Origin of the sequence: Micromonospora sp. AB353 (assembly GCF_049538395.1) — a bacterium.
In the GTDB taxonomy this organism is placed as follows: domain Bacteria; phylum Actinomycetota; class Actinomycetes; order Mycobacteriales; family Micromonosporaceae; genus Micromonospora; species Micromonospora aurantiaca.
In genome coordinates, this window is the sequence record NZ_JBMVFV010000014.1 from 26081 (window position 1) to 41071 (window position 14991).

General features: G+C 73.6%; 10 protein-coding genes. 8 read left to right on the forward strand and 2 right to left on the reverse strand.

The features are described 5' to 3' along the window. Nucleotides 1–21: 21 nt before the first annotated feature. On the reverse strand, nt 22–1365 hold the full coding sequence (locus ACPCK6_RS09400; protein WP_396882547.1) for an ABC transporter substrate-binding protein: 1344 nt from the start codon (nt 1363–1365) through the stop codon (nt 22–24). Between the two features lie 97 nt (nt 1366–1462). Further along, complete coding sequence (locus ACPCK6_RS09405; RefSeq protein ID WP_396882546.1) at nt 1463–2509, reverse strand: LacI family DNA-binding transcriptional regulator; 1047 nt, start codon at nt 2507–2509, stop codon at nt 1463–1465. Between the two features lie 241 nt (nt 2510–2750). Here ACPCK6_RS09405 and ACPCK6_RS09410 point away from each other — a divergent pair, with 241 nt between their 5' ends. From ACPCK6_RS09410 to ACPCK6_RS09445, 8 genes are all read left to right on the forward strand, one after another. Then, the gene (locus ACPCK6_RS09410) at nt 2751–4079 is read left to right on the forward strand and encodes a Gfo/Idh/MocA family protein (RefSeq protein ID WP_396882545.1); all 1329 of its coding nucleotides are present in this window, start codon (nt 2751–2753) and stop codon (nt 4077–4079) included. 16 nt (nt 4080–4095) lie between these two features. After that, nucleotides 4096–5529, forward strand: a complete 1434-nt coding sequence (gene uxaC / locus ACPCK6_RS09415; RefSeq protein ID WP_423480872.1) for a glucuronate isomerase — start codon at nt 4096–4098, stop codon at nt 5527–5529. Further along, nucleotides 5526–6827 (forward strand): enolase C-terminal domain-like protein, encoded by a 1302-nt coding sequence (locus ACPCK6_RS09420; protein ID WP_423480873.1) that lies wholly within the window; start codon nt 5526–5528, stop codon nt 6825–6827. Before uxaC ends, ACPCK6_RS09420 begins: the two co-directional genes overlap by 4 nt. Next, entirely contained in the window at nt 6818–8302 is a 1485-nt protein-coding gene (locus ACPCK6_RS09425; RefSeq protein WP_423480874.1) for a mannitol dehydrogenase family protein, read from the forward strand. Before ACPCK6_RS09420 ends, ACPCK6_RS09425 begins: the two co-directional genes overlap by 10 nt. Before the next feature lie 52 nt (nt 8303–8354). Further along, nucleotides 8355–9521 carry a Gfo/Idh/MocA family protein gene (locus ACPCK6_RS09430; protein ID WP_423480875.1) on the forward strand — a complete coding sequence of 389 codons (1167 nt, stop codon included), beginning with the start codon at nt 8355–8357 and terminating at the stop codon, nt 9519–9521. Between the two features lie 28 nt (nt 9522–9549). After that, complete coding sequence (locus tag ACPCK6_RS09435) at nt 9550–10893, forward strand: pectate lyase family protein (protein ID WP_423480876.1); 1344 nt, start codon at nt 9550–9552, stop codon at nt 10891–10893. A gap of 281 nt (nt 10894–11174) precedes the next feature. Further along, nucleotides 11175–11594, forward strand: coding sequence for an ATP-binding protein (locus ACPCK6_RS09440; protein ID WP_396882538.1), 420 nt, complete (start codon nt 11175–11177; stop codon nt 11592–11594). 110 nt (nt 11595–11704) lie between these two features. Continuing rightward, nucleotides 11705–14968 carry an NACHT domain-containing protein gene (locus ACPCK6_RS09445; RefSeq protein WP_423480877.1) on the forward strand — a complete coding sequence of 1088 codons (3264 nt, stop codon included), beginning with the start codon at nt 11705–11707 and terminating at the stop codon, nt 14966–14968. Nucleotides 14969–14991 lie beyond the last annotated feature (23 nt).

Consider the following 14991-nt stretch of genomic DNA (forward strand, 5'->3'; position numbering starts at 1 on the left):
GGGACCGGTCCTTTCGTTTGGTCAGGCGATCGCGGACTTGCAGGCGGCGACGAACTGCTCCGCCGCCTGCGCCGGGGTGGCGCGGCCGTACTGGGCGTTCTCGGCGGCCTTCACGAGCTCGGACTTGACCTTGCTGTGCCCCTTGATCGGAACCTGGGGCGAGGCGCCGAACTTCTGCGCCAGGTCGGACTCGACCTGGATGGACTGCTTCATGGCCGGGTCGGTGGCGGTCTCGCTGACCTTGGCGCGCAGATCCATGTTCGACGGCAGACCGCGGTCGGTGCCGAGCAGCGCCACCGCCTCCGGGTCGTTGTTCAGGAAGTTGATCACGTCGACGGCGACGTCCTTGTGCTTGCTGCCCTTGAACACCGACCAGTACATCGAGGCGCGCGCCCACTGGGCGCTCGGGTCACCCGGGTAGGCGACCACGCCCAGCTCGTCCTTGGTGTTCTTCTTCAGGTCCGGCATCTGGTTGACCCAGACCCAGGAGGTGGCCGACTTGCCGGTGACCACGAGCTGCTTGGTGATGTCGCTGGAGTTGCCCTCGTGGATGACGTCCGGCGTCGGGGTGGCGCCCCGGTCCCGCGCGCCCTTCCACAGCTCGAACCACTTCGTCACGTCCTCGGCCGTGAAGCCGAGCTCCTTGCCCTTGTACAGGTCCTTGCCCTGCTGGCGCAGCCACACCCAGAGCGCCTTGTAGTCGGCGCTCGGGTCCTGGGTGCCGGGCACCTTCGTCTTCTTCGCCACCTGCTCGGCCCAGGCGATGTGCTCCTCCCAGCTCATCCCGGTGGTCGGCTCGGGCAGCCCGTTCTTGGTGAGCAGCGTCTTGTTGTAGACCAGGCCCTGGGTGTTCTCCCCAGCGGCCACCCCGGCGAGCTTGCCGTCGACCACGCCGTACTCCAGCAGGCTCTTGGGGAACTTCGACACGTCGAGCTTGCCGGAGTCGCGGTAGCTGCTCAGGTCGAGCGTGGTGCTGCGGCCGGCGTACTCGGCCAGGTAGTTGTCGTCGATCTGGAACAGGTCCGGCGGGTTGCCGCCGGCGGTCAGCGTGGCGAGCTTGTCGAAGTAGCCCTGGTTGGCCTGCCAGGTCTTCTCGAACGTCACCTCGGGGTGCTTCTTGGTGTAGAGGGCCAGGGCGTCCTCGGTGAGCTTCGCCCGGGCCTCACCGCCCCACCAGAAGACGGAGAGTTTGACCGGGCCGCCGTCGCCGCCGGCGGAGTCGTCGCCGCAGCCGGCCGCGCCCAGGGCGAGGGGCACGGCGAGCGCGGCGGCGGCCAGGCCGCGCACGAGTCGGCGTCGGGTCAGGGGGGTACGGTGATCCCGCCCGGCGGGTGCGCCGGCGGTGGGGGACGTTGCGGGGTGCATCTGCGCTCACTCCTCGGCTGTGGGAGGCGACGACGTCACCGGCGGCCGTCCACGGGCCGCCCGGGTCCGCAGTGCTGTGCGGGCCCGGGCCACCTGCTCAGGCTCCGGTGCCGTCCCGGCCGGGCGCGGGGACGGGCCCGGTCGAGTCGCGGACGACCAGTTCGGTCTGGAGCATTACCTGTGCGGTGGTGCGACGGTCGCCGGCCACCACGCCCCGGCCCCGGGCGCCACGCGGCGCGTCGGAGTCGAGTTGCAGCAGCATGTCGACGGCCGTCCGGCCGGCGGCCGCGGTCGGCGTGGCCACCGTCGTCAACTTGGGGCGGGTGAGCCGGCTCAGCGCGATGTCGTCGACACCGACGACGCTCACGTCGTGCGGCACCCGCGCCCCGATCGCGTCCAGCCCCTCGATCAGGCCGATCGCCATCAGGTCGTTGTAGGCGAGCACGGCGGTGACGCCGCTGCGGCGTACCTGTTCGGCGAGCGCGCCGCCGCCGGTCTCGGTGGGCTGGTTGGGTCCGAGGACCGTCAGTTCCGCTCCCCCGCCCCGGGCGGCGGCGGTCGCGGCGCGGCGCATCTCCCGGGCGGTCCAGGAGCCGCGCGGGCCGCCGAGCAGCGCGATCCGGCGGTGGCCGAGCCCGAGCAGGTGCTCGATCGCGGCCCGGGCGCCCTGCCCGACGTCCATCATCACGCAGGGCAGGCCGGCGACCTGGCGGTTTATCACCACCACCGGGACCTCGCGGCTGACCTGCTCGATCAGGCTGTTGCTCATCCGGGGGCTGCACAGCAGCACGCCGTCGACCTGCTTGGCCAGGGCGTGGACCAGGTCCTCCTCGGCGACCGGGTCCTCGTTGGTGTCGGCCACGAACACGTGGTAGTCGCGGTGCCGGGCCTGCCCCTCCGCCGCCTTGATCAGCGGCGGGAAGAACGGGTTGGCGATGTCGGCCACGATCAGGCCGATGTTGTGGGTACGGCCGGTGATGAGGGCCCGGGCGGCCCGGTTGGGCCGGTAGCCGAGGTCCTCCGCGCAGGCCAGCACCCGGACCCGGGTCTCCGGGTTGACCAGGTGCGGGGCCGAGAACGTCCGGGACACGGTGGAGATGTGCACACCGGAGGCGCGGGCGACGTCCCGGATGGTGGCTGGCACGGCGGGCTCCCTCGTCCGATGTGGTGGGCGTCACGGGTGCCGCCCATTAATGCAAACGGTTGCGCCCGTGTCAACGGTCCATTGTTGCGGCTCGATTGCGCCGGCGTTCCCGGCACGTGCATGAATGACCATCAGTGCGGATGAATAGGGCGGCTTGGGCGGCAACCGTTGACGACGCATCCACAGTCATGGTTTCTTCGGCTGCAAACCTTTGCAGCCGACTGGCGGGGAGGCCGACGTCATGTCACCACCGGCCCGGGAACGGGTCCGCCACGCCCTGGTGGGTGCCGGGGCACGCGCCGAGATGTTCGTCCGTGCCCTCGCGCTCGACCACGCCGACACCGCCGAGCTGGTAGCGCTCGCCGACGTCAACCACACCCGGATGGACGCCCACAACCGCTGGCTGGCCGAGCTGGGCCACCCGCCGGTGCCCACGTACGCCGCCGCCGACGTCACCGCCATGCTCGCGAAGGAGCGGGTCGACGTGGTGCTGGTGACCAGCGTCGACGCCACCCACGACGAGTACGTGACGGCGGCGCTGCGGGCCGGCTGCGACGTGGTCGTGGAGAAACCCATGACCGTCGACGCGCAACGGTGCCGCCGCATCCTGGACGCGGTCGCCGAGACCGGCCGGCGCGTCACCGTCGCGTTCAACTACCGCTACAACCCGCTGCACGAGCAGTTCCGGCGGCTGCTCGCCGACGGCGCGGTCGGCGAGATCGGGTCGGTGCACTTCGAGTGGCTGCTCGACGTACGCCACGGCGCCGACTACTTCCGCCGCTGGCACCGGGACAAGTCCGTCTCCGGCGGCCTGCTCGTGCACAAGTCCGGCCACCACTTCGACCTGGTCAACTGGTGGCTGGACGCCCGACCGGTCGAGGTGCACGCGTACGGCCGGCTGTTCTTCTACGGCGAGGACGGCCGCCGGCACGGCTACGCCCGCGACTACGACCGGGCACACGGCTCCCCCGCCGCCGACGGCGACCCGTTCGCGCTGCGCCTGGCCGACCACCCGAGGCTGCGCGAGCTGTACCTCGACGCCGAGGCCGAGGACGGCTACCACCGCGACCGCAACGTCTTCGCCCCCGGCGTGACCATCGAGGACGACCTCGCGGTGCTGGCCCGCTACGACACCGGCGCCACGATGACCTACCACCTGACCGCGTACGCCCCCTGGGAGGGCTACCGGGTCATGGTCAACGGCAGCCGGGGCCGCCTCGAACTCGAGGTGACCGAGAGCGACCACGTCAGCCCGTCCGTCGCCGGAGCGCTGAAGGGCGCGGCGCTGCACGGCGACGAGGCCGCCGTCGAGCAGGGCGCGGCCCGGCTCACGCTGCGCCCGTTCTGGGCGCCGCCGCAGGAGATCCCGGTCGAAGGCTGGACCCGGCGCGGGCACGGCGGCGCTGATGCCCGGATGACCCGGGTGCTGCTCGGCGGCGAACCCGACCCGCTCGGCCGGGCCGCCACCGCCCGCGACGGCGCGCTCGCCCTGCTCACCGGCCTGGCCGCCAACCGCTCGCTGGAGACCGGCGCACCCGTCCGGGTCGCCGACCTGCTCACCCTGCCCTGACCGAGGAGCCCTCGCTGTGCCGATCATCCCCCGCGGCGACCTGCTGCTGCCCGCCGAGCCCGGGCTGCGCGCCCTGGCCCGCGAGCTGTACGCGCTCGCCGCCGAGCAGCCGCTCATCTCCCCGCACGGGCACGTGGACCCCGGGCTGCTGGCCGATGACCAGCCGTTCCCCGACCCGGCCCGGCTGCTCATCGTGCCCGACCACTACCTGACCCGGATGCTGCTCAGCCAGGGCGTACCCCCGGCCGACCTGGGCGTGCCGAGCGTCGACGGCAGCCCGGTGGAGACCGACGGGCGGACCATCTGGCGGCGCTTCGCCGCGCACTGGCACCTGTTCCGCGGCACCCCGTCACGGCTCTGGCTGGAGCAGACGTTCCGGCACGTCTTCGGCGTCGACACGCCGCTGAGCCCGGCCACCGCCGACACCGTCTACGACGCGCTCGCCGCGCGCCTGGCCGAACCGGGGTTCCGGCCCCGGGCGCTGTTCGAACGCTTCGGCATCGAGGTGCTCGCCACCACCGAGTCGCCGCTGGACGACCTGGGCCGGCACGCCAAGCTCGCCGCCGACGGCTGGGGCGGGCCGGGCGGCCGGGTGGTCACCACGTTCCGCCCCGACGACGTGGTGGACATGGAGTTCGGCAACTGGTCGGCGAACGTGGACCGGCTCGCCGAGGTCTCCGGCGAGGACACCGGCACGTACGCCGGATACCTCGCCGCCCTGCGGGCACGGCGGGAGGCGTTCGCCGCCGCCGGAGCCACCTCGTCCGACCACGGGCACCCGACCGCCCGTACCCTCGATCTCGGACCGGCGCAGGCCGCGGCGCTGTACGACAAGGGCCGGCGCGGCCTGGCCGACGCCGCCGACGCCGAGGCGTTCCGGGCGCACATGCTGCTGGAGTTCGCCCGGATGTCGCTCGACGACGGCCTGGTCATGCAGTTGCACCCGGGCGCGGTCCGCAACCACAACCGCTGGCTGCACGCCCGGCACGGCCGCGACGTGGGCGGCGACGTGCCGCAGGCCACCGAGTACGTGCACGCCCTCGCGCCGCTGCTCGACGCGCACGGCAACGACCCCCGGCTCACGGTGGTGCTCTACACGCTCGACGAGGACACGTTCACCAGGGAACTCGCCCCCCTGGCCGGCGGCTACGCGGCGCTGCGCCTCGGCGCGCCGTGGTGGTTCCTGGACTCCCCGGAGGTGCTGCGCCGGTTCCGGGAGGCGGTCACCGAGACCGCCGGTTTCTACAACACCGCCGGGTTCGTCGACGACACCCGCGCGTTCTGTTCCATCCCGGTACGCCACGACGTGGCCCGCCGGGTCGACGCCGGCTTCCTCGCCCGCCTCGTCGCCGAGCACCGGCTGACCGGGGACGAGGCCGCCGAGACCATCGTCGACCTGGCGTACCGGCTGCCGAAGCAGGTCTTCAAGTTCAGAGGCGGGCCCGCATGACCACGATCGTCGACGTCGAGGTGCACGACGTGCGCTTCCCCACCGCCGCCAGCGGCGACGGCTCGGACGCGATAAACAGGGGCGACTACTCGGCCACCTACGTGGAGCTGACCACCGACGGCGGCCCGACCGGCAGCGGGTTCACGTTCACCAACGGCCGGGGCAACGAGATCACCTGCGCGGCGGTCCGCGCGCTCGCCCACCACGTACGCGGACGCACCGTCGCCGAGATCGCCGCCGAACCCGTGGCGTTCTGGCGCTCCCTGGCCGCCGACGTGCAACTGCGCTGGCTCGGCCCGGAGAAGGGCGTGATCCACATGGCCACCGGCGCGCTCGTCAACGCGGTGTGGGACCTGCGCGCCAAGCTGGCCGGCAAGCCGATGTGGCGCTTCCTCGCCGAGGCGCCCACCGACGAACTGGTCGCGACGATCGACTTCCGCCACATCACCGACGCGCTCACCCCCGACGAGGCGGCGGCCATCCTGGACAAGGGACGCGACGGCCTGGCCGACCGGCTGGCCGGGCTGGAACGTGACGGGTTCCCCTCGTACACCACGTCGGTGGGCTGGCTCGGCTACCCGGACGAGCAGGTGCGCGCGCTGACCCGCGACGCGTACGCGCAGGGGTGGCGCGCGATGAAGATGAAGGTCGGCGGGCGGATCGAGGACGACCTGCGGCGGGCCCGGATCATCCGGGCCGAGATCGGCCCGGACGCGCTGCTCATGATGGACGCCAACCAGGTGTGGGACGTGGACGAGGCGATCGCCGCGATGGGCGTGCTCGCCGAGGTCGACCCGTACTGGATCGAAGAGCCCACGCACGCCGACGACGTGCTCGGGCACGCCCGGATCGCCCGCGCGGTCACCGAGCTGACCGGCGGACGCTGCCGGGTCGCCACCGGCGAGGTCGCCGCCAACAAGGTCATCTTCAAGCAGTTGCTCCAGGCCGAGGCGATCGGTGTGATGCAGATCGACGCCTGCCGGGTCGGCGGCGTGGACGAGGTGCTCGCCGAACTGCTGCTGGCCGCGAAGTTCGGCGTGCCGGTGTGCCCGCACGCCGGCGGCGTCGGCCTGTGCGAGTACGTGCAGCACCTCGCGATCTTCGACCACCTGCGGGTCGGCACGAGCCTGGACGGCCGCATGGTCGAGTACGTCGACCACCTGCACGAGCACTTCACCGACCCGGTCCGCACCCGGGGCGGGCGCTACCTGCTGCCCACCGTGCCCGGCTACAGCGCCACCATGCGCCAGGAGTCGATCGCGCGGTTCCGCTTCCCGGACGGCCCGGCATGGCGCTGACCCCCGACCGGCTCGGCCTGGCCACGCTGCGCCACCTGCCGCCGGAGTCCCGGCCGCTGCTGCGCCCCGGCACCGTACCGGCCGGCATCGTCCACCTCGGCCTCGGCGCGTTCCACCGCGCCCACCAGGCCGTGCACACCGAGGCGGCGGTCGGCGCGGCCGGCGGCGACTGGGGCGTCATCGGCGTCGCGCCGCGCAGCACCGACGTGGTCGACGCCCTGGCCGCGCAGGACTGCCTGTTCAGCGTCACCACGCTCGCCGCCGGCGGCGCGGCCACCCGGGTGGTCGGCGCGCTCGCCGGGGTACGGCACGCCGCGAGCGACCCGGACGCGGTGGCCGCCCTGCTCGCCGACCCGGCGATCCGGGTGGTCACGCTGACCGTGACCGAGAAGGCGTACCGGCTCGATCCGGTGACCGCCGCGCTGACCGTGGACGCGGACCTGACCGCCGACCTGACCACCGGCCGTCCCCCGCGTACCGTGCCGGGTCTGCTGGTCCGCGGGCTGCTCGCCCGCGCCGCCGCCGACGCCGGGCCGATCGCGCTGGTGAGCTGCGACAACCTGCCCGCCAACGGGCGGCGGCTGCGCGGGCTGGTCGAGCAGTGCCTCGCGCTGGCCCGGGTACCGGACGCGACAGCCGAACGGGTGCTCACGGCGGTGACCTGCCCCGGCACCATGGTGGACCGGATCGTGCCGGCCAGCACCGACGAGACCCGGGACACCGCCCGGCGGGCGCTGGGCGTGACCGACCTCGCGGCGGTCGCCGCCGAACCGTGGTCGCAGTGGGTGATCGAGGACGACTTCCCCGGCGGCCGCCCGGCCTGGGAACGCTCCGGCGCGATCCTCACCGGCGACGCCGGCCCGTGGGAGCGGCTGAAACTGCGGGCACTCAACGGCGTGCACTCCGCCACCGCGTACCTGGGGGCGCTGGCCGGCGCGGAGACGGTGGCCGAGGCGCTGACGCTGCCGCACCTGGACGCGGTGCTGCGGCGGCTGCTCGCCGAGGAGATCGCGCCGAGCTTCACCCCGCCGCCCGGCGCCGACGTGGCCGACTACGGCGAACAGGTGCTCGCCCGGTTCGGCAACCCGGCGATCCGGTACCGGACGACGCAGGTCGCCATGGACGGCTCGCAGAAGCTGCCGCAGCGGGTGCTGCAGACCGTCGCCGACCTGCGGGCCGCCGGCCGGTCGGCGCGGTGGAGCGCGCTCGTGGTGGCCGCGTGGCTGCGGTTCCTGCTCGGGTACGCCGACGACGGCCGCCCGCTGCCGCTGGACGACCCGCTCGCCGACCGGCTGCGCGCCGCCCTCGCGGCCGGAGCGCACACCCCGGCCGGGGTGGTGGACGCGGTCTTCGCGCTGCGCGAGGTGTTCCCCGCCGACCTGGCCGCGGACGAGGAGTTCCGCGCCGACGTGACCGGCTGGCTCACCGCGCTGGAACGCCACGGCGTCCGGGCCACGCTGGCGGACGCCCGGTGACCGGCGGCGTGCCGGGGACGCCCGGCGGGCGGCGACCGGGCGGGGGTCGCCGGTGAGCGCCGGCGGGCCGCCCCGGGTGGCGCTGATCGGGGCGAACGGGCACGGCCGCTGGCACCGCCGGACCATCGCCGGGCTGCACGCGGCCGGGCGGGCGCGCCTCGTCGCCCTGGTCGACGTGCGGCCGCTGGAGGCCGAACCGGAGGCGCCGGTCCCACCGGAGGCGGCCGTCCTCACCGACCACCGGGACATGCTCGCCGCGTGCCGCCCGGACGTGGTGGTCGTCTGCACGCCGCCGCACACCCACCTGCCGATCGCGCTCGACGTGCTGGCCGCCGGGGCGGACCTGCTGCTGGAGAAGCCGCCGGTGCTCGACCTCGCCGAGCACCTGACGCTCACCGGGGCCGCGGACGCCGCCGGCCGGGCCGTACAGGTCAACTTCCAGGCGCTCGGCTCGGCCGCGCTGACCGAACTGACCGGCGCGCTCGGGCGGCTCGGCCCGGTCACTGGCATCGCCACGCTCGCCGCCTGGCAACGTCCGGACGCCTACTACGCCCGCTCCCCCTGGGCCGGACGGCGAACCGTCGACGGCCGCCCGGCGCTGGACGGCGCGCTCGCCAACCCGCTCGCGCACGCGCTCATGCAGTGCCTCGCCGTCGCCGAATCGGTCACCGGCGCACCGGTGCGGCCGGCCCGGATCGAGGTCGAGCGCTACCGGGTCCGCCCGATCGAGGTGGACGACACCACTGTGCTGCGGCTGACCCCGCACGCCGGGCCGCCGGTGCTGGCCGCGCTCACCCTCGCCGCCGAGGAACACGTCCCCGGGGAGGTGCTCGTCACCGGCGAGCGTGGACGGGCGCTGCTGGAGTACCCGACCGACCGGCTGCGACTACCAGGCGACGACGCGCCGCGCCCGGTGCCCGGCCGCCGGGGGCTGCTGGCGAACCTGCTCGACCACCGCGCGGACGGCACGCCGCTGATCGCGCCGCTGGCGCGTACCGAGCCGTTCACCGCGGTGCTGGACGCGCTGCGGGACGCACCCGTTCCGACGCTGCTCGACGGGGACCTGGTGCGCGAGGCGGGCGACGGCCCGCAGCGGGTGCGGATGGTGCGGGGCGTCGGCGCGGTGCTGCGGGCCGCCGCGCAGACCGGTGCGCTGCCGTCCGAGGCGGCCGTGCCGTGGGCGGTGAAGCCCCATGTGGTGGACCTGCCCGTGCAGTGAATGTCCCTCCAGGAGAACGGAACGAGTCATGCGTACCCGAACCGCAGTCGTCGCGGCGCTGACCGCCGCACTCGTCCTCACCACCGCCGCGCCCGCGCCGGCCGCACCCGGTAAGCCGTCCCGGGCCGCCGAGCTGATCGGTCGCCAGGCCCTCGCCGCGAACGACGGCTGGGCCGCCGCGGGCACCGGCACCACCGGCGGGTCAGCCGCCGCGCCGGACCGGGTGCACGTCGTGCGTACCCGCGCCGAGCTGGTCGCCGCGCTCGGCGGCGACAACGCCACGAACGCCGCCGACGCCACCCCCAAGATCGTGTACGTGGCCGGAACCGTGGACGGTTTCGAGGGCCCGGACGGCACGATGCTGGACTGCGCCGACCTGGCCGACCCGGAGTACTCGCTGCCCGCCTACCTGGCCGCGTACGACCCGGCGACCTGGGGCCGGACGAACCCGAGCGGGCCGCTGGAGGCCGCCCGGGTGCGGTCGGTGGCCGAGCAGACCCGGCAGACGCAGATCAACGTCGGCTCCAACACCACGATCGTCGGGCTGCGGGGCGCCCGGCTCACCGGCCTGACGCTGATGATCGACCGGGTGGACAACGTGATCGTGCGCAACATCGAGTTCGCCGACGCCCGGGACTGCTTCCCCGCCTGGTCCCCGACCGACGGCGACACCGGGAACTGGAACTCCCAGTACGACCAGATCTCGGTGCGGCGCAGCGAGCACGTCTGGATCGACCACAACACGTTCACCGACGGCGACAACCCGGACAACGCGCAGCCCGTCCACTTCGGCCGGCCCTACCAGGTGCACGACGGCTCGGTGGACGTCACGCACACGGCCAGCCTGGTCACCGTGTCCTGGAACCGGTTCACCGGCCGGGACAAGGTGATGCTGATCGGCTCGTCGAACACCGTCGGCCCGGACGTGGGCCGGCTCAACGTCACCGTGCGGCACAACCTGTTCGACGGCACGCTGCAACGGCTGCCCCGGATGCGGTTCGGCCAGGTCGACGTGCACGAGAACCACTACCGCATCGGCGGGCCCGGCTTCGCGTACGCCCTCGGCGTCGGCGTGCAGTCCGCGCTGTACGCGGAGAACAACTTCTTCACGCTCACCGGCGACACCGCCCCCGCCGACCTGCTCTACGACTGGGGCGGCACCGCGCTCACCGAGCGGGGCAGCTGGGTCCGGCAGGGTGACCGCCTGCCCCGGCCGGTGGACCTGCGCGCCGCGTACAACGCCGCCCACGACCCCGACCTCGGCGGCGACGCCGGGTGGACGCCCACGCTGCGCGCCGCCCGGCCGCTGCCGGCCCCGCTGGTCCCGGTCGTCGTGGACGCCTTCGCCGGCGCCGGACGGCTTCCGCTCTGACCTGCGCCCGAGCCCGCACGCGCACCACCTCGACGCCGTCGCGGTGACCGCGACCGCCCGTCCCGGGCCGGCGCCCCTCGGGGTCGCCGGCCCGCCCCGTTGCCGTCTCTGCCGGGCCGCCGGCTGACACGCCGCCGCCGATGCGCGATGATCACGTTGACGGACATCGCCCGCCGAGGGAATGAATCGGCGGCCACCGGGGACAACAGGGTGAGAATCAGGCGGTGAGAGCGCGAGTGGGCGCCCAGGCCCGGGGACGGGCACGGGACGGAGGGCCGGACGTGACGGGTGGGACATCCGGCGACGTCGGCCCGGTCCTCACCATCGACCTACCGGCCGACCCGGCGCGGCTCGCCGCCACCCGGGAACGGCTGCGCGGCTGGCTGCACGCCCAGGGCGTCAGCGACTGGGACGTCGACACCGTGCTCATCGCCACCGGCGAGGCGTGCGCCAACGCCATCGAGCACGGCTACCGCTTCGCCCCGGAGGGCATCACCACGCTGCGGGCCGAGCTGCGCGGCGACCGGCTGGAGATCGAGGTACGCGACCGCGGCGGCTGGCGCGCGGCCGACGGCGACGACAGCGGCGACCGGGGGCGCGGACGGCTGATCATGGCGCGGGTGATGGACGAGGCCACCATCGTCGGCACGCCGGAGGGCACCTGCGTACGCCTGGTCAAGCGCCTCGCCCCGGGAGTCTGACCCGAAGACCCTCCGCCCAGCTCCGGCAGGGGTTAGCCTCGGCCCGGGGAGTACGTGAGCGTCGCTCGCCTCCGCCGGGATGGCGGCATGCGAGCCCGGGGGGTGCCGGCATGCGGGGTCCACTGTGGCGCGGCTGGCTCTGGACGCCGCGTGTCTGGGTCGCGATGACCTTCCGCCGGGCCGGCACCTGGTACGGCAGCCGGTCGCAGCGGCAGCGCCGGAGGGCCGCGACGCGTCCCGCGGCTCCGGCCCGTTTGTGGCACCGCCCCTGGTGGTGGTTGGTGCTGGCGGTCGGCGCCGCGGTGCTGGTGGGTGTCTGGGTGCTCACCCAATTCGTGCTGCCGCTGTGGAACGTGACCGTCGGGCACTGGCGGGTCGAGCGGCTCCCGCCCCTGGCCTGGGTGCAGGACCAGTTCTGCGCCGGGACCGCGAACCAGGGGCAGTGCAAGAAGATCAGCGGCTTCCTCGGCAAGGTTCTCGCCGTCGCGATCGCCTTCGTCGGCTTCTACCTGCTCACCTTCGTCCGCGTGTATCGGCGGTACCAGCGGATCGCCGGGCGGCACCCCGAGGATCTGGTGGGCACCTCGAACGACACGCTCACCGACATCGTCGGCCGCGACGAGCTGTGTGAGGTGCTGATCGAACGGATCCGTGATCCCGACGTCCGGTGCCCGATGATCCTCGTCGGCGGCGTCGGCGCGGGCAAGACCGCGGTGATGCTCCGGTTGACCCATGAGCTGGCGCGGCGCGGCGTCGTACCTGTCGCCCTCTCGCTGCGCGACGTGAAGGACGTGGACTCCCTCGACTTCGAGAAGGCGGCGCGCGAGCAGTTCACGCAGTTCGTCGACCCGTACCTGTGGAACGGCGGGCAGGCCGACCGGTTGTGGCGCCAGCTGCGGTGGAGCAACAAGATCGCGGTGCTGGCAGACGGCTTGGAGGAACTCGGCGGGCAGTACGGGAAGGGCCAGGAGGGTCAGGAGGGCCAGCACGACAGTGTGCTCCGCCAGGCGTTCACCCGGGCCGCGCAGAACCGGCTTCCGCTGGTCACCGCCACCCGCCCCTACGACCCGCTGCGCAGCATGCCGGCGGTGGTGATCGGGCTCGAGCCGCTCAGCGAGACCCACGCGCTCACCTTCGGCCTGGACAGCGACGACCAGGTGCCAAGGTTGGCCCGGATGACCGTCGCGCATCTGATCAACGACGCCGACGTGACCGAGTCACCCGTCTATCTGAAGGTCATCCGGGACCTCAACCGGCTCGGGCGGCTGCCGGAGGGGCTCGGTAGCCACCGGGAGACCGGCGGATCGGTCCGTCCGGTGGACCGGGCGGACATCCGCCGCCGCCTGCTCGACGCATGGCTGCAGGCGCTCCAGGACGGGTACATCTGCGAGGACTTCGCGCATGATTCGGATGAGCGCCGGCACGCCCTGGCCGTGGTGTCCGCCTACGCGTGCGCGGGCCTGCTGCGCAAGTCGCTGAACGTGACCTACGACCAGTTGACGGACGCCGGCGACGACGGGGAGGCGTTCAGAGAAGCGCTCGAAGCCGTCACGTCCCACCTGGAAGATCAGGTCGAGGGCGGGCTCGACGTGCGAAGCCGCGCCGACCTCGTCACGGCCGTCACCACCGCCGGTGAGTTCTCCCTCGTCACCCTGCATCCCGACGGCATGCGCTTCCAGCACGGTGTCGTCCAGGCCTATCTCGGGGCACGGTTCCTGGCCGACCCAGAAGTGCGGGGCGCCCTGCTGCCGCTCCTCGTCGCCGACGAACCCAGCCGGGAGGCGCTCATCGCGCTGGTGCTCCTGTCCCGGGAGCCGGGCCACGGCGCATCCGACGCCGATCTGGTGCAACGGCTGCTGCGCCACGCCGAGAAGGGGCGTAACCCTTGCTGGCGGCTGGAGATGTACGCGACCGCGTTCGAGATCGACGCCGGCATCGGCTGTCCGCAGCAGGAACGGATCGCCGCGACGATCGAGGCGAGCTGGTCCCAGTTCCAGGAGGGCGACGTCGGCGACCGCCCCCTGGACGAGGCGAAACTCGGGCTCGTCCGCCGGTGGGGCGACGCCGCCCGGTACCTCGCCGAACGCCGTCGCCGGCGCCAGGCACCGCAGGCACCGCCCGGACTGCCGTCGAGTTACGCCAGTCTCTTCCGTCTCGCCGCCGGGGAGGCCTCCTACCGGGTCCAGTTGGCTGCCGCCCGCGAGATCGGACTCGGTGGCGCGGACGCCGCCGACGCGCTGCGACCCGAGGGCGGCGTGCTCCCGCACCTGCCCGACCGGAATGCCTCCGCTTCGGCGCTCTGGCCCCGGCGGCTGCGGGCGTGGAGTGCGCCGTTACTGCTCCTCTCGGTCGCCCGCGACACCGAGTGCAGCCCGGAGACCCGGCTGCGGACCGAGCGTCAACTCGATGCCTGGCTCGACGCGCTGGCGGCGAAGCGCGGCCCCGGCCACGACCGTGCGCTCGGCGTCTCCTTGGAGATCGCGCTGGCGCAGGGTTTCCGCATCGCGGCGAACATCCGTCACCTGCCGATCGGCCGGCAGGAGGCCGACCGCAGCTTCCTGGTCGAGAAGGCCGAGTTCGCGCTGGCCCATTCCCGCTTCTGGTACAGCCACCTGGTGCTGATCCAGGCGCTGACCCTGCTGTCGCTGCCGATGAACCCGAGCGAGCCGCTGCCGAAACGGGGGGCCGGCGCCAACCCGATCGGCCTGGTCCAGCACTGGTTGCGCACGGCGGGAAGCGCGGTCACCGACCGCGAACCGTGCCCGGCCCATCCGTTCCTGCTGGCCGCGGCGCGGCTCTGCATGTCGGCACTGGTCACCCGGCAGCCGGAACGGTTCTGCTGGATCGAGGAGGGCGAGACGGCCGGCCGGGTCGGGTCGTGCAGCCCGTCACCCGAGGTACGGCGCAGCCAACGGCTGTGGATTCCCGACTCCACCGGTTGGAGCGTGCTCGAACCCACCGCCGAACGGCTGCTCGCCGACGTCATGCTGCTGCTGAACCTCGCCGACCGGGGCGGATCGGTGAAGCAGCGTGAGGAACGCCTGCACCGGGCCGACCGCTGTGATCTCCCGCCTTGCCTCACCGCGGACCGGGAACCGCTGGAGCCCGAAGGCAGCACCCGCCGGGGCGATGCCTGCGTACCCGGCGCCACCTGCCTGGACGACTGCGCCTTCCGGCTGTGCCCGCTGCCGCCGAAGGGTGAGCCGCTGCCGCACCGGATGGACCAGAACTTCTGCGCCCGGCAGGCCGACCTGACCTCCCTGTGGTACGCGATCTCCGCCCGCGCCTCCTGGCAGAACGTGCGGCGTGCGCGGATGCGCCGGTTCTGGCGACAGATGTCCCGCCGCGACCTGCCGAGGTGGCGCCGCTGGTGAACCGCTCGGCCGCGGTGTCGGAC